We start from the raw sequence: 23,078 nt of genomic DNA on the forward strand, positions 1-23,078 counted from the left end.
GAAGGCTCAGCGCAGCCGGCGCGCCCCGGCCGACGGTACGGCGTCGAAGATGCCCGGGGCCGCGTGTCCGGCCGCCGCGAACGCCTCGCTGACCGCCTTGGCCACGGTGTCGGCCGCCGATGCCTCCACCAGGACGACCGCCGAGCCGCCGAAGCCGCCGCCGGTCATCCGCGCGCCGAGCGCCCCGGCCGCGTTCGCCGCCTCGACCACCAGGTCCAACTCGGGGCAGGAGACCCGCAGATCGTCGCGGAGCGAGATGTGACCCTCGTTCAGGACGGGGCCGGCCGCCCGGACGTCGCCCGCGTCGAGCAGGGCGATGACCTGCTCGACCCGGCGGTTGTCGCCGACGACATGGCGTACGTAACGGATCACGGACTCGTCCGCCCCGGCGTCGGCTAGCGTGGTGAGCGCCGCGTCGAGACCGGCGTACGGCAGATCGCGGAGCATCGGTATGCCGAGCAGCCGGGCGCCCTCCTCGCAGCCGGCCCGGCGCTCCGCGTACGCGCCGTCGCCGAGCGCGTGCTTGACCCGGGTGTCGACGACCAGCAGCGTCAGGCCCTGGGCGGCCAGGTCGAAGGGGACCTGGCGCAGCGAGAGGTCGCGGGTGTCCAGGTGGAGGGCGTGGCCCTCGGTGCAGCAGGCCGAGGCCATCTGGTCCATGATCCCGCAGGGCACGCCGACGAAGTCGTTCTCGGCGCGGCGGCCGATCACGGCGAGTTCGGCCGGGCTCAGGCCGAGTTCGAAGAGGTCGTTCAGGGCGAGCGCGGTGACGACTTCCAGGGCGGCGGACGAGGAGAGTCCGGCGCCCGTGGGCACGGTGGAGGTCAGGGCGATGTCCGCCCCGGTGACCGGGTGCCCGGCCTCGCGCAGCGCCCAGGCGACGCCCGCCGGGTAGGCGGCCCAGCCGTGGCCGGAGTGCGGTGCGAGTTCGTCGACGCGGAGTGAGACGACCCCGCCGGGGACGTCGGTGGAGTAGAGGCGCAGCACGCCGTCGTCGCGGCGGGAGACGGCGGCGACGGCGGTGTGCGGGAGGGCGAGCGGCATGACGAAGCCGTCGTTGAAGTCGGTGTACTCACCGATGAGGTTCACCCGTCCGGGTGCCGCCCAGATGCCGTCGGGCTCGGCCCCGTACAGCTCGGCGAAGGTGGCGGCGGGGTCGGCCCCGGCCGGCTCGGCGTGCTGGGTCATGAGGTGGTCGTTTCCTCTCGGCGGGCGAACTGCCAGGCGTCGGCGATGATTCCGGCGAGGTCGGCGCGGGACGGCTGCCAGCCGAGGCGCTCGGTCGCGGTGGCGGCGGAGGCGACGAGGACGGCCGGGTCGCCGCCGCGGCGGGGGGCGGCGGTCTCGGGGACGGGGTGGCCGGTGACCTTGCGGACGGTTTCGATGACCTCGCGGACCGAGAAGCCGTTGCCGTTGCCGAGGTTGCAGATCAGGTGCTCGCCGGGGGCGGCGGCGGTCAGGGCCAGCAGGTGGGCCTCGGCGAGGTCGGCGACATGGATGTAGTCGCGGACGCAGGTGCCGTCCGGGGTGGGGTAGTCGTCGCCGTAGACGTTGATCGACTCGCGCTTCCCCAGGGCGACTTGGAGGACCAGCGGGATGAGGTGGGACTCGGGGTCGTGGCGCTCGCCGCAACTGCCGTACGCCCCGGCCACATTGAAGTAGCGCAGCGAGACGGCGGCCAGGCCGTGGGCGGTGGCCTCGCCGCTGATCATGTGGTCGACGGCGAGCTTGGACGCGCCGTAGGGGCTGGTGGGGGCGGTGGGGTCGGCCTCGGTGATGGGGCTGGAGACCGGTTCGCCGTAGGTGGCGGCGGTGGAGGAGAAGACGAGGGTGCGGACGCCGTGTTCGCGCATGGCGGCGAGCAGGGCGGTGGTGCCGCCGACGTTGTTGACCCAGTACTTCTCGGGGTTCACCACGGACTCGCCGACCTGGGAGAAGGCGGCGAAGTGCAGGACGCCGTCGTAGGAGGGGTCGAGGTGGCGGGCGGCGTCCTGGATGCGGCCCTCGACGAAGGCGGCGCCGGCCGGGACGCCCTCGCGGAAGCCGGTGGAGAGGTCGTCCAGGACGGTCACCGTGTGCCCGGCCTCCAGCAGGTGCTGGGCGACGACGCTGCCGACGTATCCGGCACCGCCGGTGACCAGGTACTTCTTCGGGTTGCTCACGTTCTGGGGGCTGCTCACTCGCTCGCTACCTCTCGCAGTCGCTCGGCCGCGGCCTCCGGCGGCACGTCGTTGATGAACACGCTCATGCCGGACTCGGATCCCGCGAGGAACTTCAGCTTGCCGGAGGTCCGGCGAATGGTGAAAAGCTCCAGGTGCAGGGCGAAGTCCTCCCGTCCGGGAACCCCGAACGGCGCCTGGTGCCAGGCGGAGATGTACGGGGTCGGCGGCTCGCCGGGTCCGAAGATCCGGTCGAAGCGCCTCAAGAGTTCCAGATAGACCTGTGGGAACTCTGTCCGTGCGCCCTCGTCCAGTTCCCGCAGGTCGGGGACGCGGCGGCGGGGGTGGAGGTGGACCTCGTAGGGCCAGTGCGCCGCGTAGGGGACGTAGGCGATCCAGTGGTCGGTGGCGAGGACGACGCGGGTGCCGTCCTTCTCCTCGCGGGCGACCACGTCGTCGAAGAGGTTGGAGCCGGTCTCCTCGCGGTGGCGGGCGGCCGAGCGGAGCATCAGCTCGGTGCGCGGGGTGACGAAGGGGTAGCCGTAGATCTGGCCGTGCGGGTGGCCGAGGGTGACGCCGATCTCGGCGCCGCGGTTCTCGAAGCAGAAGACCTGGGTGACCTGGTCGAGTGCGGCGAGCGCGGCGGTGCGGTCGGTCCAGGCGGCGAGGACGAGGGCGGCCTGCTCCTCGGTGAGGTCGGCGAAGGACGCGTCGTGGTCGGAGGTGAAGCAGACGACCTCGCAGCGGCCGGAGTCGCCGGCCAGGGAGGGGAAGCGGTTCTCGAAGACCGCGACGTCGTAGTGGTCGTCGGGGATCTCGCTCTGCCGTCCGTCCCGGGTGGGGCAGAGCGGGCAGGCGTCGGCCGGCGGGTGGTAGGTGCGGGCCTGGCGGTGCGAGGCGATGGCGACCGCGTCGCCGAGCAGCGGATCGCGGCGGATCTCGGACGAGGTGGAGACGGGGTCCAAGGGGCGGTGGTCGACGGCGTCGCGGACGGTGTCGTCCGCGGAGTCGTAATAGATCAGCTCACGGCCGTCGGCGAGGGTCGTAACCGTTTTCTTCACCAGGGTCCTCCACCAGATCCTCCCAACATAATCGCACATAAGAAATCACAAGCAAACACACGCGTCAATGCCACAGCGCGCGGACGACTGTGACCGACCCCATGGACCGCATACCCGGACATTCACCCGCACTCGATCACGATCGAACAAAGAACCCCAACGAGAGTGTTCATTTCTCGAACATGGAGGCGTAAGTTCCGTCGGGTTCAGTTCGCGCAACGAAGCGAGTACCCCCCATGCAGACACTGGCCGAAGGGCTTCGGCTCCCCACGAACGGGCTCGACTACGCCATCCTGGCGATCTACTTCGTCGTCGTACTCGGCATCGGCTTCGCGGCCCGTGCCAGCGTGAAGACGAGCCTCGACTTCTTCCTCTCCGGACGGTCGCTGCCCGCCTGGGTGACCGGGCTCGCCTTCGTCGCGGCGAACCTCGGCGCCACCGAGATCCTCGGCATGGCGGCCACCGGCGCGCAGTACGGCGTCGCGGTGGTGCACTGGTACTGGATCGGCGCGATCCCGGCCATGGTCTTCCTCGGCCTCGTGATGATGCCGTTCTACTACCGCTCCAAGGTGCGCTCCGTGCCGGAGTTCCTGCTCCAGCGGTTCGACAGGTCGGCGCATCTGCTGAGCTCCGTGCTCTTCGCCTTCGCGGCGATCCTCATCGCGGGCGTCAACCTCTACGCGCTGTCGATCGTCGTCGAGGCGCTGCTCGGCTGGCCGCAGTGGGTCGCGATCGTCGTCGCGGGCCTGTTCGTGCTCGTCTACATCACGATCGGCGGGCTCTCCTCGGCGATCTACAACGAGGTGCTCCAGTTCTTCGTCATCCTCGCCGCGCTCATCCCCCTCACCGTCCTCGGCCTGAAGCGCGTCGGCGGCTGGGACGCCATGAGCGACTCGCTGACCAAGCAGCACGGCGGGGACTTCATGACCGCCTGGGGCGGCACCGGCATCGGTGACGCCAACCCGCTGGGCGCCAACTGGCTGACGATCATCCTCGGCCTCGGCTTCGTGCTGTCCTTCGGCTACTGGACGACCAACTTCGCCGAGGTGCAGCGCGCGCTGTCCGCGAAGAACCTCTCCGCCGCCAAGCGCACCCCGCTGATCGCCGCCTTCCCGAAGATCTTCATCGTCTTCGCGGTGATGATCCCGGGCCTGGTCGCCGCCGTGATCGTGCCCAAGATCGGCACCCCGGGCTCCGACCTCACCTACAACGACGCGATACCCCTGCTGATGCAGGAGCTGCTGCCCAACGGGGTGCTCGGCATCGCGGTGACCGGTCTGCTCGCCGCCTTCATGGCGGGCATGGCGGCCAACGTGTCCTCGTTCAACACGGTGTTCACCACCGACATCTGGCAGCGGTACGTGGTGAAGGACAAGCCGGACACGTACTACCTGAAGTTCGGACGGCTGATCACGGCGATCGGTGTGCTGGCCTCGATCGGCACGGCGTTCATCGCCGCCAGCTTCTCGAACATCATGAGCTACCTCCAGACGCTGTTCTCGTTCTTCAACGTCCCGATGTTCGTCGTGTTCATCATCGGCATGTTCTGGAAGCGCGCCTCGATGAAGTCCGGTGTCTGGGGCCTGGTCGCGGGCACCGCCGCCGCGATGATCAACTACTTCTGGATCTACAAGGGCGGGATCATCGACATCCCGTCCGACCAGGGCGCCAACTTCGTCTCCGCGATCGTCGGATTCGTCGCCGGAGCCGTCGTCATGGTCGCCGTCACCCTCTTCACCGCACCGAAGCCCGACGCCGAACTGGCCGGTCTGGTGTACGGGACCGAGTCGCCGGACCCCGACGAGGCGCTCGACGAGGCCGACAGCGCCTGGTACCGCAAGCCCGCGCTGCTCGGCTGGGGCGCGGTCGTCCTCGCCGCCGCGTGCTACATCCCCTACTCGTTCTGATCGGAGGAACTCACCATGTCCGACCTGCACAAGGAAGTCTCCGAGCTGGAGCGCAAGTCCGCGACCGCGGCCCGTCTCTTCGACATCCGGCGGATCATCGGCGGCCTGTTCGTGGTCTACGGAGTGATCGTCACCATCGCCGGCATCAGCCCGTCCGACGCCGACCTGAAGAAGGCCGAGGGCGTCCACATCAACCTGTGGACGGGCCTGGCCATGCTGGCGCTCGGCCTGTTCTTCCTGGCCTGGATGAAGCTGCGCCCGGCCGAGGCCCCGGCGGCCCCGGAACCGGACGCCCCGGCCGACCGGGAGCCCGACGCGGGCTGACCCGCCGCCCGCCGCGCCGCCCGCAGGGGCCGTCCGTCACCCGCTCCGCCCGGGGACGTACGGCCCCTGCGGCGTGGAACCCTTGTCGCCACCGTGCCCCGCGGCCCGCTCCAGCAGTCCCGTACGGGCGGCGAGTGCGGCGGCCTCCAGGCGGGAGCCGACGCCGAGCTTCATCAGGACCCGCTGGACATGGGTGCGGGCGGTGCTCGGGGCGATGTCCATGCCGGCCGCGATCAGCCGGGTGTCCTCGCCCTCGGCGACCCGCACCAGCACCTCCGCCTCGCGCGGGGTGAGCATCCGCAGCAGCCGCCGGCCCTCGTCGTCGGGCTGGGCCGCCGGGTTGAGCAGCTCCGCGAAGGCCCCCCGCAGCAGCTGCGGGGCGATGGCGCACTCCCCCGCCCGCGCCTTGAGCATGGCCCGCTCGACGCCCTCGATGCGCTCGTCGTGCCGGACGTACCCCGCGGCCCCGGCGGCGAACGCCGCGGCGATCCCGCGCGGGCTGGGCACCGGTCCGAGGACCACCACCGCCACCTGCGGGCGCTCCTGGCCGATGCGCACGATCGGGTCGAAGACCCCCGGGGCGGCGGGCGAGGCCGTACCGAACAGGCAGACTTCCGGGGCCCTGCTGACCACCAGTTCCGCGGTCCCGGAGGTCGGCGCGGCCGCCGCGAGCACCCGGTGCCCGCGCAGTTTCAGCGCCGAGGCGAGTGCCTCGGCGAGCAGTCGGTGATCGTCGACCACCATGAGCCGCACGCCCATCGACCAAGCCTCCCAGCCCCGTTCACCCCGGCCCCCCGGCCGCCTGACCCGGCAAGTTACACGCTTGTTCGACCTCGCGCCGCCCTTACGTGGGAGAAGCCCCCCAGAATGCCGAATTCTGCGCCATTCGGGGCTCGTTGACCGTTGCTCGGTGATCGGTTCACCGGCGGAAAACGATCGGCCCTGCCGGTCGGTGATCGACCGGCAGGGCCTGGCGAACGGATCGCGCCGCTCGGGGGGGGTGAGCGGTGGTCAGTCGGTGCGGTACCCGACGACCAGGTAGAGCTTGTCGTCGGCGTCGACGACGCTGCGCTTGCTGACCAGGCGCTTCGACTTGAAGAAGTGCCCGTTGGAGTACAGGAGTTCGGAGTGGTCGTTGGAGAACCGCCGCTCCGCCTCACGGACCGCCTCGTCGCTCGGGTTCTCCATCAGCAGGGTCTGCTTGAAGGTCTCGCCGTCGATGGAGACGATCTGGCCGCCCTTGTCGTAGGGGGGCTCCTTGTACGCGATGATGCTGGTGCCGTCCATCCGCAGCGGGACCAGGCTGTAGCGGTCGCCCGCGTCGGCCCGGGCGCCGAGGAGCTTCCCGGTGGTCAGGTCGAAGGCGACGATCTCGTTGGTGTCGCCGTACTCGCTGGTGCCGTCGTGGTTCTCGGTCGGCAGGTAGAGCCGGTTGTTGCCGACGGCCAGGTTCTGGCAGCGCTCGACCTCGGTGGAGCCGCAACGGGCCGCGTACTGCTCGGCGTCGGCGGCGATGCGCACGATCAGCTTGCCGGTCGCCGCGTCGATCGAGAAGAAGTCGGAGATGCCGCTGCCGTCGCCGGCGGTGTCGCCGACATCGGCCGCGACCACCAGCGGCTTGGTGGAGACGATGCTCGCGTAGTCGACGCCCGCGGGCATCTGGAACGAGGACAGCGGTGCGCCGGTCGTCGGGTTCAGCGCCTGCACGGTGAGCTGCGGGCTGTCGGACGTACCGCACTTGCGGACCACGGCGAGGGCCTCGCCGCCGCCGTAGCCGCGGTCGTAGCAGCCGTCCGAGCCGACCTTCGGCTTCCACAGCTCGGCGCCGGTCTCCAGCTTGAAGGCCGCGCCGCCCGAGGTGCCGCCCGCGGCGACGGTGGACCCGCTGAGCGTGACCTCGTCGAAGCGGACCTGCTGGTCACCGCCGGTGGCGGAGGTGACGCCCTTGCTCCACAGGAGCTTGCCGGCGGCCATGTCGACCACGCCGACCTGGTTGCACGACGGGTACTTGTTCTCCTTGGTCGCCTTCGTCTCCTCGAAGACGATCGCGGTCTTGTAGTCCTTGCTCATGTGCCGGGAGGCGGAGCAGACCTCGCCGGGCAGCGGGACGGACCAGAGCTTGGTGCCCTTGTCGAGGTCGTAGGCGACGATCTCGGCGACGCCGGACTTCACGTACGCCTTGTCGGTGATCCAGGAGCCCATCACCGTGGTGATGTCGGTGACCTGCGGCTCCGGGAGCTGGAGGGCGACCTTGGACTTGGTGTTGGCGGGCGGCTTCTCGTCGCCGCCGGCCAGACCGCCGTCCTCGCCGCCCTTGGCCTCGCCGCCGGTGGAGCCGGACGAGGAGGCCTCGTTCTTGCCGCCCTTGTCGTCGTCGCCGGTGGCGGCGTAGATGACCCCGGCGCCGATGATCAGCACCACGGCGACGGCCGCGGCGACGATGATCTGCATCTGGGTGGAGAACTTCTTGCCGCCGCCGGGCTGCTGCGGGGCCCCGTACTGCGGCTGCATGGGCTGGGTCGGATAGCCGTACGCCTGCTGCGGCATCCCGGGCTGTCCGGGCTGTCCGGCGGGCCCCTGCGGGTAGCCGTACCCCGGCTGCGGGGCCTGGGGGTAGCCGTAGCCGTTGGGCTGCGGCGCGGGCGGGGTGGGGTAGTTGCCCGGCGCCGCGGGCGGCGGGGTGCCGTAGCCCCCGGCGGGCGCGTCCGGCTGCTGCGGAGGCTGCTGCGGCTGCTTGCCGAAGGGGTCCGCGGGCGGCGGGGTCGGCTGGCCGAACCCACCGGGCGGCGGGTCCTGCGGCGCGCCGAAGCCACCGGAGGGCGGACCGGCGGGCGGCGCTGGGGGCGTGTTCGGCTGGCCCGGGGGCGTGTTCGGCGGCTCGTTGGGCGGCTGCTGCGGTGGCTGGGGCGGCTGACTCATGGCGTGCGTACCTCGGGGGACGAGTGGGTGTGGGGGCGCGTGGGGCGGGGAAGGGCCGACCGGATGCCGGGAGCGGTCGTTCGGATCGTGCCGGGCTCTCGGGCCGTCACTTCTCGAACACCAGCATCGTCGACTGCTCCAGCTCTTCCTTGTCGTTGCTCGCGCTCACGCGGTTGCTGAAGATGAAGGAGCGGCCGCCCTGGTAGGCGACCTTGGCCGAGAAGAAGCCGTTCTCGATCCGGCCGGCCGCCTCCGGGTGCTGGAGCAGCGTCTTGGTGGTGCCGCCGGTCGGCGGGAGGGTCACGATGGCGCCGGCCGCGTCGTACTTCGGCCGCATGTAGAGCACCAGGTCACCGCCCTCCATGCCCAGCGGCTTCAGCACGCGCTCGGCCGGGGCGGGCGCCTCCCACTTGGGCTTTCCGGTGTTCAGGTCGAAGGCGATGACCTTGTTCGTCCGGGCGGTCCCGCTGCTGTCGTCCTCGGTCGCGATGTAGAAGGTGTTGGCGTCGGCGGCGACCCCGCTGCACCCTTCGAGCTTCTGGCCGAAGATGGCGAAGCTGTTGCCGCAGTCGTGGGTGAGCTTGTCGCCCTTGGCGGGCGCGAGCTGGGAGCGGAGCTTGCCGTTCTCGGTGAGGGCGGCGATGGCGTACTGCTTCTTCTCCTCGTGCTCCAGCCGCACGACGAGCGGGGTGACCGAGTAGACCTTGCTGATCTCCCAGCCGCGCGGCGGCTGGTAGGTCCACTTGGGCTTGCCGGTGGTCGGGTCCAGCTCCTGGACCTGGTGCTGCGGGTTCTTGACGTCGTCGGTGCGGCAGCTGGCCGCGGCGATGAGCTTCGGGCCGCCGGCGAAGGCGAAGGGCTTGCAGTTGCCGTCGGGGTTGCCGAACAGCTCCTTGCCGTCGCTGACGCGGTAGGCGTTGGAGTTGCTGGTGCGCCCCACGGTGACGGTGTCCCCGCTGATCGCCAGACCGATGTCCGACAGGAAGTCCCAGGTGCCGTTCTTCTTGATCTCCTTCTTCCAGCCGGGCTTGCCAGTGTTGAGGTCGATCATCTGGAGGACGGAGCAGTTGGCCTTGTCGGTGGTGCCGTCCTTCACCCCGATGACGATCTTGCCGTCGGCGGTGGGGGCGTTGGGCGCGGCGCACACGTCGGCGGGGAGCGGCACGGTCCACTTCTGCTTGCCGTCGGCGACCGAGTAGCCGGAGACGCCGCGGTACATGGCCTTGGCCACCACATCGCCGGCGAACCACGGGCCGTACACGGACGCGCCGCTGCGGGGCAGGTCGACGTCGTTCTTCTGGAGCCAGGCGACCTTCGCCTCGCCCGGCTTGCGCCCGGCGTTGAGGTCGTCGTTGCCCTCGCGGCCGTCGCCGCTGCCGTCGCCCTCGTCGACCGTGGGCGACTCGCTGGGGGGCTTGGGGTCGTTGCTGGTGTTGGCCAGCGGCTTCTTCGGGTCCTCGTCGCCGCTGTCGCTCACGAGGAACCAGGTGCCCGTACCGGCGACCAGGACCACGGCGACCGCCGCCGCGACGATGACGGCGGTCTTGTTCTTGAGGAACCCGCCGCCGCCGGAACCCGGTCCGCCGGGGCCGGGGGCGCCGGGGTACTGCTGCTGCGGGTAGCCGTAACCGGGCTGGGTCGGCTGACCGTACGGTCCGGGAGCCTGCTGACCGTACGGGCCCGGGGCCTGCTGACCGTAGGGGCCGGGCTGCTGGGCGTACGGGCCGGTGGGCTGACCGGGCTGCTGACCGTACGGACCGGGGGCCTGGCCGGGCTGCTGCGGGTAGCCGTAACCGGCCCCCGCCGGGGGCTGCGGGTAGCCGTACGCCGGGGTGCCCGGCGGGGGCGTCTGCGGCGGGCCGGCCGGGGGCGCGGGCGGCTGGGCGGGGGGCGGGCCCTGGGGCGGCTGACCGGGCGGCGTCTGCGGCGGCTTCGCCAGGTTCGGCTGGCCCTGGGGCGGCTGAGGAGCTCCGTTCGGCGGCTCCTGCGGAGCCCCGAAGCCTCCCTGCGGCGGTTGCTGGCTGGGCGGCTGGCTCATCAGCACGTCCCCCTTCGTGCGGTCCGGTGCCCGATCCGGTCTCCCCCGCGATTCCGAGAGGGGTCAATTCCCCTCGGAAAGGAGCGAATCGGGCATGGCTTCCGCGGTGTTACGACAGTCGGGCGGGGCTTCTTTGTACCACCCGTCCGCCACCCGGCACCGGATCGGTCCCGCCCCTGTTCCCAAGGGAGAACCGCCTTGTGATGCCGTCGTTACGCCGAGGCCGGAGGTGATGGTCAGTCACCGAAGGTGATGATCGTCCGCACGTCCATCTCCTCCTCGTCGGAGTCTCCGCCGACGCGGCCGATGGCGATCAGCGAGCGTCCGTCGGCATAGCGGATCGTGGGATCGAAGACGTGCTCGGTCTTCGCGGCCGACGTCGGATGGCGAAGGACCGTCTGCAGGGCGCCGCCCTGCGGTCCGAGCGCCATGATGCCGCCGCCGGTCGTGGCCTTCGAGTCCGGCGCGGCGAGGTACAGCAGCACCTTGCCGTTCTCGACCCGCATCGGCTTCAGCGTCTGCCCGGGCGGCGCCGGCACCTTCCACTTGATCTTGCCGGTCTTCATGTCGAAGGCGACGACGGAGTTGGTGAACGCGCCGTTCACATGCGTGGGCTTCGTGGCGAGGTAGAACGTGTCGCCGCCGGCGGTCGCACCGAGGCAGTCGTCGAGGTTCTCGTCCCGCTCGCCGCACTCCATCTCGAACTCCTCCTTGCCGGGATCGGGCTGGGCGAGGAGGGTGCCGTCGTTGCTCAGGAGCGCGATGGCCCAGTTCTGCTTCGGCTCGTCCTGCCGCAGCGAGACGACCGGCGGGTCGAGGGAGTAGAACTTGTCGATCCGCCAGCCCTTCTTGACCTTGTACGTCCACACGGTCTTCCCGGTGGCCGGGTCGATGCGCCGCACTTCCTCGTCGTACGTATCACTCGGCGCCTTGAGGCAGTCGACCGCGGCGAGCGCGACGTCGCCGCTGGCGAATCCGTACGGCTGGCAGGTGCCCGGCAGCCGGTCCCACAGATGCTTGCCGTCGCTGATCCGGTAGGCGTCGGTGCGGGTCGTCCGGCCGGCCGTCACGACGTCCCCGTTGATGGCCATGACGACGTGCGACAGCCCGTCCGACATCGAGGAACGGTCGAGCGTGGCGGTCCAGCCCGCCTTGCCGGTGACCAGGTCGATCATCTGGAGCTTCTCGCAGTCCGCGCCTTCCTCGGTGCTTTCCCTGAGGGCGATGACGATCTTGCCGTCCGGGCTCGGCTGGGACGGGGCGGCGCAGACGTCGGCCGGCAGGCGCAGGCTCCACTTCTGCGAGCCGTCGTCGAGGGAGTAGCCGGACGCCGTGCGGTACATGGCCTTGGCCACGATGCCGCCCGTGGTCCACGGGCCGCGCACGGGGACGCCGCCCGACGGCACGTCCACGTCGTTCTTCAGGATCCAGCGGACCTTGGCCTCGCCCTCCTTGAGTTCCTTGTTGAACTCCGCGGCGCCCGGGGCGGGCGTCGGCTTCGGGCTCGGATCGGTGCCGGGCTTCGTCGGGGCGGTGCTCTCCTTCGCGACGGCCTTCTTGTCGTCGGCGTCGCCATCGCCGCCCACCGCGAACCAGACGCCCGTCCCGATGACGAGAACCCCGGCGAGCACGGCGGCGACGAGACCGGCGACCCGGCCCCGCGAACGCCCGCCGCCGCCTCCGGGCCCGCCGGAGGGCTGCTGCTGGGGCTGCCCGTAGGGCACGGTGGGCGGCTGGGGCTGGGCTTGCGGGTAGCCGTACGGCCCGGCGGGCTGCTGCGGCTGCGGGTAGCCGTACGGCGTGGTCGGCGGCTGACCGTACGGGCCGGGCTGCGGCCCCTGCGGGTGCGGGGGCGGCACGGGGGCTCCGTACGGGCCGGGCTGCTGCGGCGGGGACTGCGGCTGAGGCGGCACGGGGGCTCCGTACGCGCCGGGCTGCGGTTCGTACGGAGCGCCGAAGCCCTCCGGCTCTCCCGGCCTGCCCTGCTGCGGCGGCGGCTGCGACATCGGTGTTGGTCCCCCTCGAACGTACGGTCCCTGCCGCCCCGTTCTACCACCCGCCCCACCGGCCCCACGGGTCCGGTCAGGCGTCCTCGGCCAGTTCCAGCCAGCGCATTTCCAACTCGTCCCGCTCGGTGACCAGTTCACGCAGTTCGGCGTCGAGCTTGGCGACCTTCTCGAAGTCGGTCGCGTGCTCGGCGATCTGCTTGTGCAGCGTGGTCTCGCGGGTGGAGAGCTTGTCGAGCTGCCGCTCGACCTTCTGGAGCTCCTTCTTCGCGGCGCGTGCCTCCTGCGCGGAGACGGCCGGGGCGGCGGCGGGAGCGGCGGCTCCGGACGGACGGGGGGCGGCGGAGGGGGTGGACTCCTCCTCCATCCGCTGTCGGCGCTCCAGGTATTCGTCGATCCCGCGCGGCAGCATGCGCAGGGCGCGGTCGCCGAGGAGCGCCATGACCTTGTCCGTGGTCCGCTCGATGAAGAACCGGTCGTGGGAGATCACGATCATCGACCCGGGCCAGCCGTCGAGGAGGTCCTCCAGCTGGGTCAGGGTCTCGATGTCGAGGTCGTTGGTGGGCTCGTCGAGGAAGAGGACGTTGGGCTCGTCCATCAGCAGCCGCAGGATCTGGAGCCGGCGGCGCTCACCGCCGGAGAGGTCGCCGACGGGCGTCCACTGCTTCTCCTTGGTGAAGCCGAACTGCTCGCAGAGCTGGCCCGCCGTCATCTCGCGGCCCTTGCCGAGGTCGACCCGGTCGCGCACCTGCTGGACCGCCTCCAGCACCCGGAGGTTCGGGTTCAGCTCGGAGACCTCCTGGGAGAGGTAGGCGAGCTTGACGGTCTTGCCGACGACGACCTTCCCGGCCGCGGGCTGCTCGTCGCCCTGCGTACGGGCGGCCTCGGCGAGGGCGCGCAGCAGCGAGGTCTTGCCCGCGCCGTTGACGCCGACCAGGCCGACGCGGTCGCCGGGGCCGAGCTGCCAGGTGAGGTGGGTGAGCAGGGTCTTGGGCCCGGCCTGGACGGTCACGTCCTCCAGGTCGAACACGGTCTTGCCGAGGCGGGCGTTGGCGAACTTCATCAGCTCGCTGGTGTCGCGCGGCGGCGGCACGTCGGCGATGAGCTCGTTGGCGGCCTCGATGCGGTAGCGCGGCTTGGAGGTACGGGCCGGGGCGCCGCGGCGCAGCCAGGCCAGCTCCTTGCGCATCAGGTTCTGCCGCTTGGACTCCTCGGTGGCGGCGATGCGTTCCCGTTCGGCGCGGGCGAACACGTAGTCGCTGTAGCCGCCCTCGTACTCGTGGACGGTGCCGCGCTGGACGTCCCACATGCGAGTGCAGACCTGGTCGAGGAACCACCGGTCGTGGGTGACGCAGACGAGGGCGGAGCGCCGGGTCCGCAGATGGCCGGCCAGCCAGGAGATGCCCTCGACGTCGAGGTGGTTGGTGGGCTCGTCGAGGACGATCAGGTCCTGCTCGTCGATGAGGAGCTTGGCCAGGGCGATACGGCGGCGCTCGCCACCGGAGAGCGGGGCGATGACGGTGTCGAGCCCGTGCTCGAAGCCGGGGAGGGCCAGACCGCCGAAGAGCCCGGTGAGCACGTCACGGATCTTGGCGCTGCCCGCCCACTCGTGGTCGGCGAGATCGCCGATGACCTCCTGGCGGATGGTCTTCGCCGGGTCCAGCGAGTCGTGCTGGGTGAGGACGCCGAGCCGCAGCCCGCCGTTGTGGGTGACGCGCCCGGTGTCCGCCTCCTCCAGCTTGGCGAGCATCCGGATGAGGGTGGTCTTGCCGTCGCCGTTGCGGCCCACGACACCGATCCGGTCGCCCTCGGACACCCCGAGGGACACACCGTCGAGCAGGGCACGGGTGCCGTACACCTTGCTGACCTGCTCGACATTGACCAGATTGACGGCCATTTCACTCCTGCCGGGTGGGTTGATGCGACCTTTCCAGGGTACGGCGCGGCGGCGGGGCACCGGTCCCGCGGCCTCTCCGCCCGGCCCGGGGGGGGGTCGCATACCCTCGTCCACGACTGTTGACGGCAGAGGTGAATCGGGGGCGTACGGGTGGTAGTCGTCGCGGCGGTACTGCGGTGGATCCTTCTCACGGCGGCCCTGGGCATCCTGACCGCGTTCCTGGTCACCGCCGTCCGGGCCCGCCGCGCGGGCACGGGCTTCGGCGAGCTGGCCGACGTGCTGGAGGACCGGTGGTTCGCCATGAACCGGGTGTTCCTCGCCGTGCTGGCGGGTCTTGCCGGGTCCTGGGCCGCGGAGTGGGCGGGCGGCACCCGCGCGCCGATCACCGAGTCCGTGCCCGTCCTCGCCCCGCTGGGCATCGTCGCCGCGTTCGTCGTCTGCCGGGCCGCCGGTCCGTTCCGGGTGAAGCCGCTCGTGCTGGTCGCCGCTCCGCTGCTGCTGGGCGGAGTGATGACGGGCTGGTGAGCGCCCGGGGGCCTCGTGGGTCAGCCCCTCTCCGTGACGGCTCCGGGACGTGCGGTAGCGTGCGCCGACTGATCATGAGGCCTGGGGGGTCGGAGTGGCGGCATCGGCGTGGGAACGGTTCATCGGTCACCGGGTGCTGCCGAAAGCGGCCGTGGTGGTGCTCGCCGCGGCGCTGGTGGCCGGGTTCCTGCTCGTACGGTCCGAGCGGCGCGACGACCGTAACGCCGAGGTCCTGGAAACGGCCTGCGGGGGTGCCCTGCCGCGCGCGACGACGCGGGATCTGCTGCCCGGGGACGAGACCTGGGAGCTGTACGGCGACCTGGACCTGACCGGGCCGTCCGGGCACGGTCCGCGCACCCTGCTGCGGTGTTCGGTGGGGTGGGACGCGTTCTGGGGAAGCACGTCCGGGAGTCTGGAGCTCGCGGCGGTACCGGTGCTGGACGTTCCGCTGTCCGGCGTGCGGCTCGAGGACATCCTCTCCGCACGGACCGCGAAGGAGCCCGACCGGGCCACCGCGTACCGGACCGCCACCACCCAGGTCACCGCCGACTGCCCGGCCGGCCTGCCGGGTTACCCGCGCCCGGTGACCCGCTTCCGGGCCCATGCCTCGTCCTGGTCCGACGATCCGGAGCACGTCCGCACGGCGGGGGAGCTGAGCGAGGCGGTGGCGGCCGTCGCCAACCACGTACGGGATCGGGGTGGTTGCGGGGGTCCGGCGGTGGAGCCATCGGACGTACGGCCGCTGCCGAGGTCCCAGGGGGACGGGTCCGAGGAGTCCGACGGGGCCCCGCCCGCCTGCCGTTGGTTCCGGCCGGGGCTGCTCGACGCGAAGGAACCGGGCCGCGACGAGCCGGACGGCCGGGGCGTCACGGGCGAGGACGTGGACGCCTGCTCCCAGAGGGTGCCGCGGGCGAAACCGGCGAACCGGCTGGACCATTTCGCCCAGGTGGCTTCGGTGAGCTGGCGGGGCGCGCTGCTGCCCGAGGCGCGCACGGCGTACGGGTCCGAGCTGGCCGCCCTGTCCCGGGCCCCGGAACCGGTGAGCGGCGAGCAGTCGTACACGCTGGCCGTCTGGGCCGAGTCCTCGTGCTCGGGGGCCCGGACGCTGAGCCGGGTGGGGGTGACGACGGCCGCGGCTTCTCTCGCCGCGTCCCGGGCCGACCGGATTCTCGACGCGTATCTGACCTCGTCCGGCTGCCGTGCGGTGAAAGTTCTCGGAAAGGTGTGGAAGTGAGCGACGTCCGTTTCTGGCGCAGGCGACGGGTGCGCCGCACGGCGGCCTGGACCGTGACCGCGGCGGTGCTGGCGGGAGGGCTCTTCTGGGTCTCCGGCGGCTACGACTCCTGGCGCGACGACCGGGCCCTGGATTCGGCCTGCGACGGCGATCTGGCGGCCGGTGCGGTGCGGGAGCTGTTCGACGGCATCTCCCTGACCTCGTCGGGCCGTTGGAGCGACCGGCGGCGCTGTACGGTCAGCGCGTCCGACGACGATTCGGACATCGGCCTGGCGCTGTGGGTCGGGCAGACGGAACGCATGATGAATCTGGAGAACTCCGGCGGCTTCGACGCGCCTCTGGGGCACGGCTGGACCGGCTCCTTCCGGTACGACCCGGACGGCGAGGACCCGGACGAGGCGGCGGCCGTCCTGCTGCTGAGCTGCGGCAAGGAGTCCGGTCACGGGCGGGTGATGACGGTGGACGCCAACCTCGGCCTGGGCGCATTCGACGATCCGGTGGCCCGGGAACGGCTCGTGGCCGTCCTCACGGAGACGGCGACGGCGTACACGCGGCGCACCGGGTGTGCGGCACCGGCCGGCGAGCGGGTGAAGGACGTCGGCGTCTCGACGAACCGCAGGGACTACAAACCCGTCGCGTCGGCCACGGGAAGCTGCGCGGGCGTGCTGGACGAGAAGACCGCCGCCCGGTGGGGCGTAAGCACGGTGCAGGAGATCACGGCGGACCCGGCGCCTCTGGAGGAGTGCGTCCTGGGCGGTCTGCGCGGTGCGTTCCTGTACGGCTTCACCGCGTCCTACGGGCCGTCCGCCCGGTTCGCCCGCATGCGGCTGGACGAACAACAGGACAGCGCCGCCGCCGCCCGCAGGGGCCCGGACGCGCTGAGCGGCTCCTACGCGCTGGGCGCCCGGTGCCCCGGAGCGGGCGGGTCGGCCCTGTTCGAGGTGGACACCCTCCGCGACGAGGGCAACCCGAAGCTCGCGGCGCCGGTCGTGGACCACCGGGGGCTGCGGGCGGCGCTCCAGCGCTTCGCCGAGCGCTCGGCGAAGAAGCACGGCTGCGAGGCGCCGGGGGCGGTGTAGGGGGGGAACTGCGGCTGGCCGGGTTCCTTGCCACCGCCTCCAGTGCTCGTACATCATCCTGTACACACGAGACGACATGCGGAGAACATAGGGGGCGATCATGCGCACGATGACCTACACGGAGTCCCGCGCGAAGTACGCCGAGACGCTGAGCGCAGTCGTGGACGACCGTGAAGAGGTCGTGGTCACGCGTGCTGGACACGAGCCCGTGGTGATGGTGGCACTCGACGAGTACGAGTCCCTCAAGGAGACCGCGTACCAGCTCCGGAGCCCGGAGAACATCCGCCGCCTGCTGACCTCAATCGATCGGTTGGAAAGCCGGCCCCTCTGAAGCACGGCTTCCACGGGTACTGGTCCCGCCGCATCACCGACGAGCACCGGCTCATCTGCAAGGTGGTCGGCGACGAGGTCCGCATCGCCGCCTGCCGCTACCACTACGGCAACTGACCCCTACCGCACCCCCGCTCCCCGCCCCGCCCGCTCCACCAGCAGCCAGCCGCCCAGGGTCATCGCCACGGCGGCCGGGGCGCTGACCGGGATCGCGATCAGCAGGGCCGTGCGGCCGTCCAGCAGGCCGTTGAAGCCGACCATGGACAGGCCCAGCACGCCGAGCAGGCAGAGCGTCGCGCCGAGTGCCGCGAGGGGGCCGTGGCCCTGGGCGGGCAGGGCGGGGGCCGGGCGTTCGAAGGTGCGGAAGGCCGCCACGAGTCCGGCGGTGAGGGCCGCCGCGAGGGCGATCCGCAGCGGGACCTGGGCCCACCAGGCGGCCGACGCGGGCTCGGGCAGCGGGACGTCGAGGGTGAGCATGGCCCCGTACACGCCGAACATCGCCGTGAGGTGCCAGAGGAACGCGGTCATCGCCACCCCGTTGGCCGCCACCACCGTGCGCCAGACGCGGGGGCGCTCCAGCAGGCGGGCGGCCGGGGCGCGGAGGAATTCGACCGCGCCGACGAGCCAGAGGCCGTGGGCCAGCAGGGCGAGGGTGGGCGGGGCCATGTTGCTGACCTTCTCGCCGGGCATCCCGACCATGGACAGCGGGTACGGCCCGAACGCCACCAGCGCGCAGGCGGTGACCAGGCCGCCGGCGGCGAGCAGGGCGGGGCGGCGCAGGCGGAGGTGGCCGTCGGCGCGCAGGAAGCCGAGCTGGTGGACCGCCAGCCAGACGAACGCGAAGTTCAGGAACTCGACGTACGGCACTCCGGCGGCGAACCGGAGGACGTCCACGGCGGCGGCCGCGCCCGCCAGGGCGGCGAACGCCCCCCAGCCGTACCGCTCGTGCAGCTTCAGCAGCGGCGGGGTGAACGCGACCATCGCCAGGTAGATCCCGATGAACCACAGCGGCTGGGTCACCATGCGCAGGGTGACGCCGGTCAGCCCGCCGCCCCCGCCGAGGAGTTGGACCAGCAGCGCGGCCACGCCCCACACCAGGACGAAGACCATGGTCGGCCGCAGCAGCCGCTGGAGCCGGGCGCGCAGGAAGGCCGAGTAGACGGAGACCGGGGAGGCGCCCGCCGTGGCCTCGGGGCGCTTGCGGAGCAGGGAGCGGTAGGACAGCGCGTGGGAGAAGCCGCCGACGAAGAAGAACGCCGGCATGACCTGGAGCAGCCAGGTCAGCGGCTGGAGCGCGGGGACGACGGCGAGCAGATTGCCGACCCCGTCCGGGGTGACGGCGGCCATCAGCCAGTGGCCGAGCACGACCGCGGCGAGCGAGGCGACCCGCAGGAGGTCGACGTAACGGTCCCGGGTGACGGGGGTGGCTCCGGCCAGTTCACGAACACTTGATCCCATGGACTCAACGTCGCGCGAGCCGGGTGGGGCGCGGCAGGGTGCGCGTACTCAATTCGGCGTCTGAGTAGCCGAGTCGGCGAACCGGCCGGCTCAGAAAGCGCCAGGAAGCAGCGTGAAGAGTCAGGAAGGGCCGAAATGATACTGAAGCGGCTTACCGAGTCGTAGATCTGGACAGGGCGGTCGTTGACGAGTAAAACAAGCACAAAATCTGCTCTTCGGCAGGCACACCGGCGGCCCCTCGGCGATCTGCCGCGACGCCCGCCGTTCCCGAGAACCGGAGTACCGACACCGTGCGGTTTTCTCGCCACTTCGCCCCTGTCGTCCTGCTCGGCGTGCTCGCCCTGACAGGGTGCGAGGACAGCACCCCGACCGACGACAGCGCCCCGGCGGCCCCGTCCGCCGCCACGCCGACCGCTTCGGCCACGCCCTCCCCCTCCCCCACGCCCACCGCGACCGTCGCGCCCGATCCGGTCGTACCGGCGCTGCACAGCCGGACCTACGAGGAGGCGCGGGCGGAGTTCACCCGCCAGGACATATCCACCGCCCGTCTGAAGGCCGCCGCCCAGCACAAGGACGTCACCCTCCCGCAGAACCACGACGGCTGGTACATCTGCGACACCAGCCCCGGGCGCGGCACCCGGCTCACCGCCGACGCCACGGTCACCGTCCGGCTCGCGAAGGACTTCAGCGACTGCACGACCAGCTTCCACGGCTATCTGCACCAGAAGAACGACCCGGCCTACGTCCCGCCCAGAACGGCCGCCCCGAAGCCGAAGCCCACTCCCACGCGCGCTCCCGCCCCGGCTCCCACGAAGGCCCCGACGAAGCCGGCCGGCGGCTCGACGATCACCTGCCCCGACGGCAAGCCGGGCTTCGCCTGCACGTCCAACGGCCACCCCGTCGTCGACGGCCAGTTCTGTGCGAAGGCCGACCGGGGCCGCACGCTCATGGCCACCAACCGGACGATGGTCACCTGCTCCTACGACCCCAGCATCACGCCGTACCGCTGGCAGTGACTCACGGGGCCGCCGTGGCCCCCGGCGCCGGCGACACCGCCACGCGCGCCTCGCGGCACGTTCCGGAGGCCATCAGCGCGTCGGCCACCTTGCGGGCCGCCGCCTCGTCCTCCACCAGGAACGCCGTCGTCGGCCCGGACCCGGAGACCAGCGCGGCCAGGGCCCCCGCCTCCGTGCCCGCGGCCAGGGTGTCGGCGAGGGAGGGGCGCAGGGAGAGCGCGGCGGGCTGGAGGTCGTTGCTCAGGGCGCCCGCGAGTGCGCCGGAGTCGCCGGAGCGCAGGGCGGCCAGCAGGGCGGGCGACGCGGTGGGTTCGGGGACGTCCGTCTCCGCCGTGAGGCGGTCGAACTCGCCGTAGACGGCGGGCGTGGAGAGGCCGCCGTCCGCCACAGCGAAGACCCAGTGGAAGGTCCCGCCGACCTCGATCGGGGTCAGGTTCTCGCCGCGTCCGGTGCCGAGCGCCGCCCCGCCGACCAGGCTGAACGGCACATCGCTGCCCAGCTCGGCGCAGATGGCCAACAGCTCGTCCCGGCTCGCGCCCGTTCCCCACAGGGCGTCGCAGGCGACCAGGGCGGCCGCCCCGTCGGCGCTGCCGCCCGCCATGCCGCCCGCGACCGGGATGTCCTTGGCGATGTGGAGGTGGACGGCGGGGTCGATGCCGTACCGCCCGGCCAGCGCGAGGGCGGCGCGGGCGGCGAGGTTGGAGGTGTCCAGCGGGACCTGGGCGGCGTCCGGGCCCGAGCAGGTGATGCGCAGCTCGTCAGCGGGGGTCGCGGTGACCTCGTCGTACAGACCGACGGCGAGGAAGACGTTGGCCAGGTCGTGGAAGCCGTCGGGGCGGGCGGCGCCCACGGCGAGCTGGACGTTGACCTTGGCGGGGACGCGGACGGTGACGCCCGTACGGACAGCACTCACAGGGACGACACCTCCGGCTTGTTCTCCGCGATGGCCGCGAACTCCTCCACCGTCAGCGCCTCCCCGCGCGCCTGCGGCGAGATCCCGGCGGCGACGAGCGCGGCCTCGGCGGCGGGTGCGGAGCCGGCCCAGCCGGACAGGGCGGCGCGCAGCGTCTTGCGGCGCTGGGCGAAGGCCGCGTCCACGACCGCGAAGACCTCGGCGCGGCTCGCGGTGGTGGCGATGGGCTCGGTGCGCCGGACGAGCGAGACGAGGCCGGAGTCGACGTTCGGGGCGGGCCAGAAGACGGTGCGGCCGATGGACCCGGCGCGCTTGACGTCCGCGTACCAGTTGGCCTTCACCGACGGCACGCCGTAGACCTTGTTGCCCGGCCGGGCGGCGAGCCGGTCGGCGACCTCGGCCTGGACCATGACGAGGGTCCGCTCGATGCTGGGGAACCGCTCCAGCATGGTGAGCAGAACGGGCACGGCCACGTTGTACGGGAGGTTCGCGACGAGCGCGGTGGGCGCAGGGCCGGGCAGCTCGGTGACCAGCATCGCGTCGGAGTGGACCAGGGCGAAGCGGTCGGCGCGCTCCGGCATCCGGGCGTTCACCGTGGCCGGCAGGGCAGCGGCGAGCACGTCGTCGATCTCGACCGCGATCACCCGGTCCGCCGCCTCCAGCAGCGCCAGGGTCAGCGAGCCGAGCCCGGGCCCGACCTCGACGACCACGTCGTCCGGGCGGACCTCGGCCGTGCGCACGATCCGGCGGACGGTGTTGGCGTCGATGACGAAGTTCTGACCGCGCTGCTTGGTGGGGCGTACCCCCAGCTTGGCGGCCAGGTCGCGGATGTCTGCGGGGCCCAGGAGGGCGTCGGGCTCTGTGCTGCTCACCCGGTAAGCCTACGGCCGCAGTGCGGCCACGGACTCGCCCCCCGCTGCACGTACAGCTTCTTCGCCCGGTACGTCTGCTCGGCGGCGGGTGCGTCCTGGGGCCGGCCGCTGCCGCCGAGCGACTGCCAGGTCCCGGTGTCGAACTGGTACAGCCCGCCGTACGTGCCGCTCGGGTCGACCGCCCCGGGCCGCCCGCCGGACTCGCAGGCGGCGAGCGCGGACCAGTTCAGCCCGTCCGCCCCGGCGACGGAGTCGGGCCGCTGCCGGGTGCCGGTGCGCACGACGCGGCTCACCGGCCGGTGGACCAGTTCCTCGGCGGCCCTGCGCGGCTTCTGCCGGACGCCGTTGACGGTCCGTACCGCGTACGTGACCCGGCGTACGCCGTTGCGGCCCGCCCGCTCGACGACCTCGGTGCCCCGGAACAGGGCGGGATCCTCGCTGCGCTCGACGGCGTACGGGACGGTCTCCTCGCGCACCTCGTGGGTGTCGGTGATCCGCATCACGGAGATCGTCTGGCCGTCGCGCGGGAAGTGCCCGGGGTCGACGGAGGTGGTGTCGTGGCCGTGCAGGGTGATGCCCGCCTGGGCGAGGGCCTCGCGGACGGTGGCGGCGTTGGTGCGCAGGGTGCGTTCCTGGCCGTCGGCCATGAAGGTCACGGTGCGTTCGGTGCGGACGGTGAGGGTCAGGCCGGTGCGGGCGATCCGTGCGGAGCGGGCGGCGGAGAGGTGCGCCCCCTCGGCGCGGATCCCGAGCTCGCGCAGCGCCCCCGCCACGGTGTCGGCGGTCGTCCAGACCTGGCGGCGGACGCCGTCGAGGGTGAGGGTGACGGGCCGCCCGTAGCGGACGACGACCTCGTCGCCGTGGTCGAGGGCGGCGCCGAGGGCCGGGGCGACGACGTCGTGCGCGCCGACGGTGACGCCCTCCTCCGCCAGGAGCTCGGTGACGTCGTCGGCGAAGGTGTGCAGGGTCCGGGGCGCCCCGTCGACCTCCAGCCGGACCGCCTTGTCCTGGGCGACGAACGCGGTGGTGCCGCCGGCCAGGAACGCGACGACGAGGGCCTTCGGCACGAGGCGTTTCAGGTGCTCGGGGCCGGCGACGAGCCTCCGGCTCCGCTTGGCGGCCCGTCGGGCGTCGGCCCGGGTGGGGCCCTGCCGGGGCACCGCGGGCGGCGGCCCGGCGAGCGGGGTGTCGACGACCGTCGGGGCGTGGGCGGGGGCGTGGGCGGGGCCCGCCATCCCCACCCCGTCGGCCAGGGTCAGCTGCTCGTGGAACGCGTCGACGCGCCTGTGCCGCGCGGTACTCACGCCGCTGTCCTGCGAAATGCTCACGCCGCTCCCGAA

19 protein-coding genes and 1 pseudogene are annotated in these 23,078 nt (G+C 72.1%); 8 read left to right on the top strand and 12 right to left on the bottom strand.

The window, feature by feature from the left end; translation table 11 throughout:
- Window positions 1-6 precede the first annotated feature (6 nt).
- The 3 genes from galK to galT are packed head-to-tail and all read right to left on the bottom strand — an operon-like array spanning window position 7 to window position 3,220.
- Window positions 7-1,188 (bottom strand): galactokinase, encoded by a 1,182-nt coding sequence (gene galK / locus ACSMXR_RS14050; RefSeq protein ID WP_473171994.1) that lies wholly within the window; start codon window positions 1,186-1,188, stop codon window positions 7-9.
- Window positions 1,185-2,162, bottom strand: coding sequence for a UDP-glucose 4-epimerase GalE (gene galE, locus ACSMXR_RS14055; RefSeq protein ID WP_137234381.1), 978 nt, complete (start codon window positions 2,160-2,162; stop codon window positions 1,185-1,187). The genes galK and galE overlap by 4 nt, the downstream gene beginning before the upstream one ends.
- 14 nt (window positions 2,163-2,176) lie before the next feature.
- Window positions 2,177-3,220: a galactose-1-phosphate uridylyltransferase gene (gene galT / locus ACSMXR_RS14060; RefSeq protein WP_137234272.1), complete on the bottom strand. Its 1,044-nt coding sequence runs from the start codon at window positions 3,218-3,220 to the stop codon at window positions 2,177-2,179.
- A 236-nt stretch (window positions 3,221-3,456) separates the two neighbouring features.
- Here galT and ACSMXR_RS14065 point away from each other — a divergent pair, with 236 nt between their 5' ends.
- Both ACSMXR_RS14065 and ACSMXR_RS14070 read left to right on the top strand, forming a co-directional pair.
- The gene (locus ACSMXR_RS14065; protein WP_030086306.1) at window positions 3,457-5,127 is read left to right on the top strand and encodes a sodium:solute symporter family protein; all 1,671 of its coding nucleotides are present in this window, start codon (window positions 3,457-3,459) and stop codon (window positions 5,125-5,127) included.
- Between the two features lie 15 nt (window positions 5,128-5,142).
- Window positions 5,143-5,451: a hypothetical protein gene (locus ACSMXR_RS14070; RefSeq protein WP_137234271.1), complete on the top strand. Its 309-nt coding sequence runs from the start codon at window positions 5,143-5,145 to the stop codon at window positions 5,449-5,451.
- A 36-nt stretch (window positions 5,452-5,487) separates the two neighbouring features.
- Here the strand turns inward: ACSMXR_RS14070 and ACSMXR_RS14075 are convergent, their stop codons facing one another.
- The 5 genes from ACSMXR_RS14075 to ACSMXR_RS14095 all read right to left on the bottom strand — a co-directional run bounded on the left by ACSMXR_RS14075 (window position 5,488) and on the right by ACSMXR_RS14095 (window position 14,311).
- Window positions 5,488-6,210 carry a helix-turn-helix transcriptional regulator gene (locus tag ACSMXR_RS14075; protein WP_473171995.1) on the bottom strand — a complete coding sequence of 241 codons (723 nt, stop codon included), beginning with the start codon at window positions 6,208-6,210 and terminating at the stop codon, window positions 5,488-5,490.
- Window positions 6,211-6,462: 252 nt separating this feature from the next.
- Window positions 6,463-8,370 (bottom strand): outer membrane protein assembly factor BamB family protein, encoded by a 1,908-nt coding sequence (locus ACSMXR_RS14080; protein WP_381794848.1) that lies wholly within the window; start codon window positions 8,368-8,370, stop codon window positions 6,463-6,465.
- Between the two features lie 106 nt (window positions 8,371-8,476).
- Window positions 8,477-10,408 carry an outer membrane protein assembly factor BamB family protein gene (locus ACSMXR_RS14085; RefSeq protein ID WP_473171996.1) on the bottom strand — a complete coding sequence of 644 codons (1,932 nt, stop codon included), beginning with the start codon at window positions 10,406-10,408 and terminating at the stop codon, window positions 8,477-8,479.
- Between the two features lie 236 nt (window positions 10,409-10,644).
- Entirely contained in the window at window positions 10,645-12,414 is a 1,770-nt protein-coding gene (locus tag ACSMXR_RS14090) for an outer membrane protein assembly factor BamB family protein (protein WP_473171997.1), read from the bottom strand.
- A 76-nt stretch (window positions 12,415-12,490) separates the two neighbouring features.
- The gene (locus tag ACSMXR_RS14095) at window positions 12,491-14,311 is read right to left on the bottom strand and encodes an ABC-F family ATP-binding cassette domain-containing protein (protein ID WP_137234266.1); all 1,821 of its coding nucleotides are present in this window, start codon (window positions 14,309-14,311) and stop codon (window positions 12,491-12,493) included.
- A 150-nt stretch (window positions 14,312-14,461) separates the two neighbouring features.
- Here ACSMXR_RS14095 and ACSMXR_RS14100 point away from each other — a divergent pair, with 150 nt between their 5' ends.
- The 5 genes and pseudogenes from ACSMXR_RS14100 to ACSMXR_RS14120 form a co-directional block, all read left to right on the top strand.
- Window positions 14,462-14,836, top strand: a complete 375-nt coding sequence (locus ACSMXR_RS14100; protein WP_473171998.1) for a hypothetical protein — start codon at window positions 14,462-14,464, stop codon at window positions 14,834-14,836.
- A gap of 94 nt (window positions 14,837-14,930) precedes the next feature.
- A complete protein-coding gene (locus ACSMXR_RS14105; RefSeq protein ID WP_473171999.1) occupies window positions 14,931-16,070 on the top strand; it encodes a hypothetical protein in 1,140 nt (379 codons plus the stop codon).
- Entirely contained in the window at window positions 16,067-17,149 is a 1,083-nt protein-coding gene (locus ACSMXR_RS14110) for a hypothetical protein (protein ID WP_473172000.1), read from the top strand. The genes ACSMXR_RS14105 and ACSMXR_RS14110 overlap by 4 nt, the downstream gene beginning before the upstream one ends.
- A gap of 100 nt (window positions 17,150-17,249) precedes the next feature.
- Complete coding sequence (locus ACSMXR_RS14115) at window positions 17,250-17,480, top strand: type II toxin-antitoxin system Phd/YefM family antitoxin (RefSeq protein ID WP_137234262.1); 231 nt, start codon at window positions 17,250-17,252, stop codon at window positions 17,478-17,480.
- A pseudogene (locus ACSMXR_RS14120) lies at window positions 17,450-17,596 on the top strand (Txe/YoeB family addiction module toxin); the annotation flags it as partial. The gene ACSMXR_RS14115 and the pseudogene ACSMXR_RS14120, both read left to right, overlap by 31 nt.
- A gap of 3 nt (window positions 17,597-17,599) precedes the next feature.
- Here ACSMXR_RS14120 and ACSMXR_RS14125 read toward each other — a convergent pair.
- Window positions 17,600-18,937, bottom strand: coding sequence for an acyltransferase family protein (locus ACSMXR_RS14125; protein ID WP_473172001.1), 1,338 nt, complete (start codon window positions 18,935-18,937; stop codon window positions 17,600-17,602).
- 290 nt (window positions 18,938-19,227) lie between these two features.
- Between ACSMXR_RS14125 and ACSMXR_RS14130 the strand changes: the two genes are divergently transcribed.
- On the top strand, window positions 19,228-19,953 hold the full coding sequence (locus ACSMXR_RS14130; protein WP_381851510.1) for a hypothetical protein: 726 nt from the start codon (window positions 19,228-19,230) through the stop codon (window positions 19,951-19,953).
- Between the two features lies 1 nt (window position 19,954).
- On the opposite strand, the gene ACSMXR_RS14135 is transcribed toward ACSMXR_RS14130, so the two are convergent.
- The 3 genes from ACSMXR_RS14135 to ACSMXR_RS14145 are packed head-to-tail and all read right to left on the bottom strand — an operon-like array spanning window position 19,955 to window position 22,973.
- Window positions 19,955-20,866 (bottom strand): 4-(cytidine 5'-diphospho)-2-C-methyl-D-erythritol kinase, encoded by a 912-nt coding sequence (locus tag ACSMXR_RS14135; RefSeq protein ID WP_473172002.1) that lies wholly within the window; start codon window positions 20,864-20,866, stop codon window positions 19,955-19,957.
- Entirely contained in the window at window positions 20,863-21,738 is an 876-nt protein-coding gene (gene rsmA, locus ACSMXR_RS14140) for a 16S rRNA (adenine(1518)-N(6)/adenine(1519)-N(6))-dimethyltransferase RsmA (protein WP_137234259.1), read from the bottom strand. Before rsmA ends, ACSMXR_RS14135 begins: the two co-directional genes overlap by 4 nt.
- Window positions 21,735-22,973 carry a ubiquitin-like domain-containing protein gene (locus tag ACSMXR_RS14145; protein ID WP_473172380.1) on the bottom strand — a complete coding sequence of 413 codons (1,239 nt, stop codon included), beginning with the start codon at window positions 22,971-22,973 and terminating at the stop codon, window positions 21,735-21,737. Before ACSMXR_RS14145 ends, rsmA begins: the two co-directional genes overlap by 4 nt.
- Window positions 22,974-23,078: the final 105 nt, after the last annotated feature.

Source organism: Streptomyces sp. DSM 106670, assembly GCF_055792845.1.

Excerpts from the sequence above, each read along its gene's own strand:
- ACSMXR_RS14065 (WP_030086306.1), top strand. The coding sequence starts at position 3,457 with ATGCAGACACTGGCCGAAGGGCTTCGGCTCCCCACGAACGGGCTCGAC.
- ACSMXR_RS14070 (WP_137234271.1), top strand. The coding sequence starts at position 5,143 with ATGTCCGACCTGCACAAGGAAGTCTCCGAGCTGGAGCGCAAGTCCGCG.
- ACSMXR_RS14125 (WP_473172001.1), bottom strand. The coding sequence starts at position 18,937 with ATGGGATCAAGTGTTCGTGAACTGGCCGGAGCCACCCCCGTCACCCGG.
- galK (WP_473171994.1), bottom strand. The coding sequence starts at position 1,188 with ATGACCCAGCACGCCGAGCCGGCCGGGGCCGACCCCGCCGCCACCTTC.
- ACSMXR_RS14095 (WP_137234266.1), bottom strand. The coding sequence starts at position 14,311 with ATGGCCGTCAATCTGGTCAATGTCGAGCAGGTCAGCAAGGTGTACGGC.
- ACSMXR_RS14145 (WP_473172380.1), bottom strand. The coding sequence starts at position 22,973 with ATGGCGGGCCCCGCCCACGCCCCCGCCCACGCCCCGACGGTCGTCGAC.
- ACSMXR_RS14085 (WP_473171996.1), bottom strand. The coding sequence starts at position 10,408 with ATGAGCCAGCCGCCCAGCCAGCAACCGCCGCAGGGAGGCTTCGGGGCT.
- ACSMXR_RS14115 (WP_137234262.1), top strand. The coding sequence starts at position 17,250 with ATGCGCACGATGACCTACACGGAGTCCCGCGCGAAGTACGCCGAGACG.
- ACSMXR_RS14075 (WP_473171995.1), bottom strand. The coding sequence starts at position 6,210 with ATGGGCGTGCGGCTCATGGTGGTCGACGATCACCGACTGCTCGCCGAG.
- ACSMXR_RS14090 (WP_473171997.1), bottom strand. The coding sequence starts at position 12,414 with ATGTCGCAGCCGCCGCCGCAGCAGGGCAGGCCGGGAGAGCCGGAGGGC.
- ACSMXR_RS14080 (WP_381794848.1), bottom strand. The coding sequence starts at position 8,370 with ATGAGTCAGCCGCCCCAGCCACCGCAGCAGCCGCCCAACGAGCCGCCG.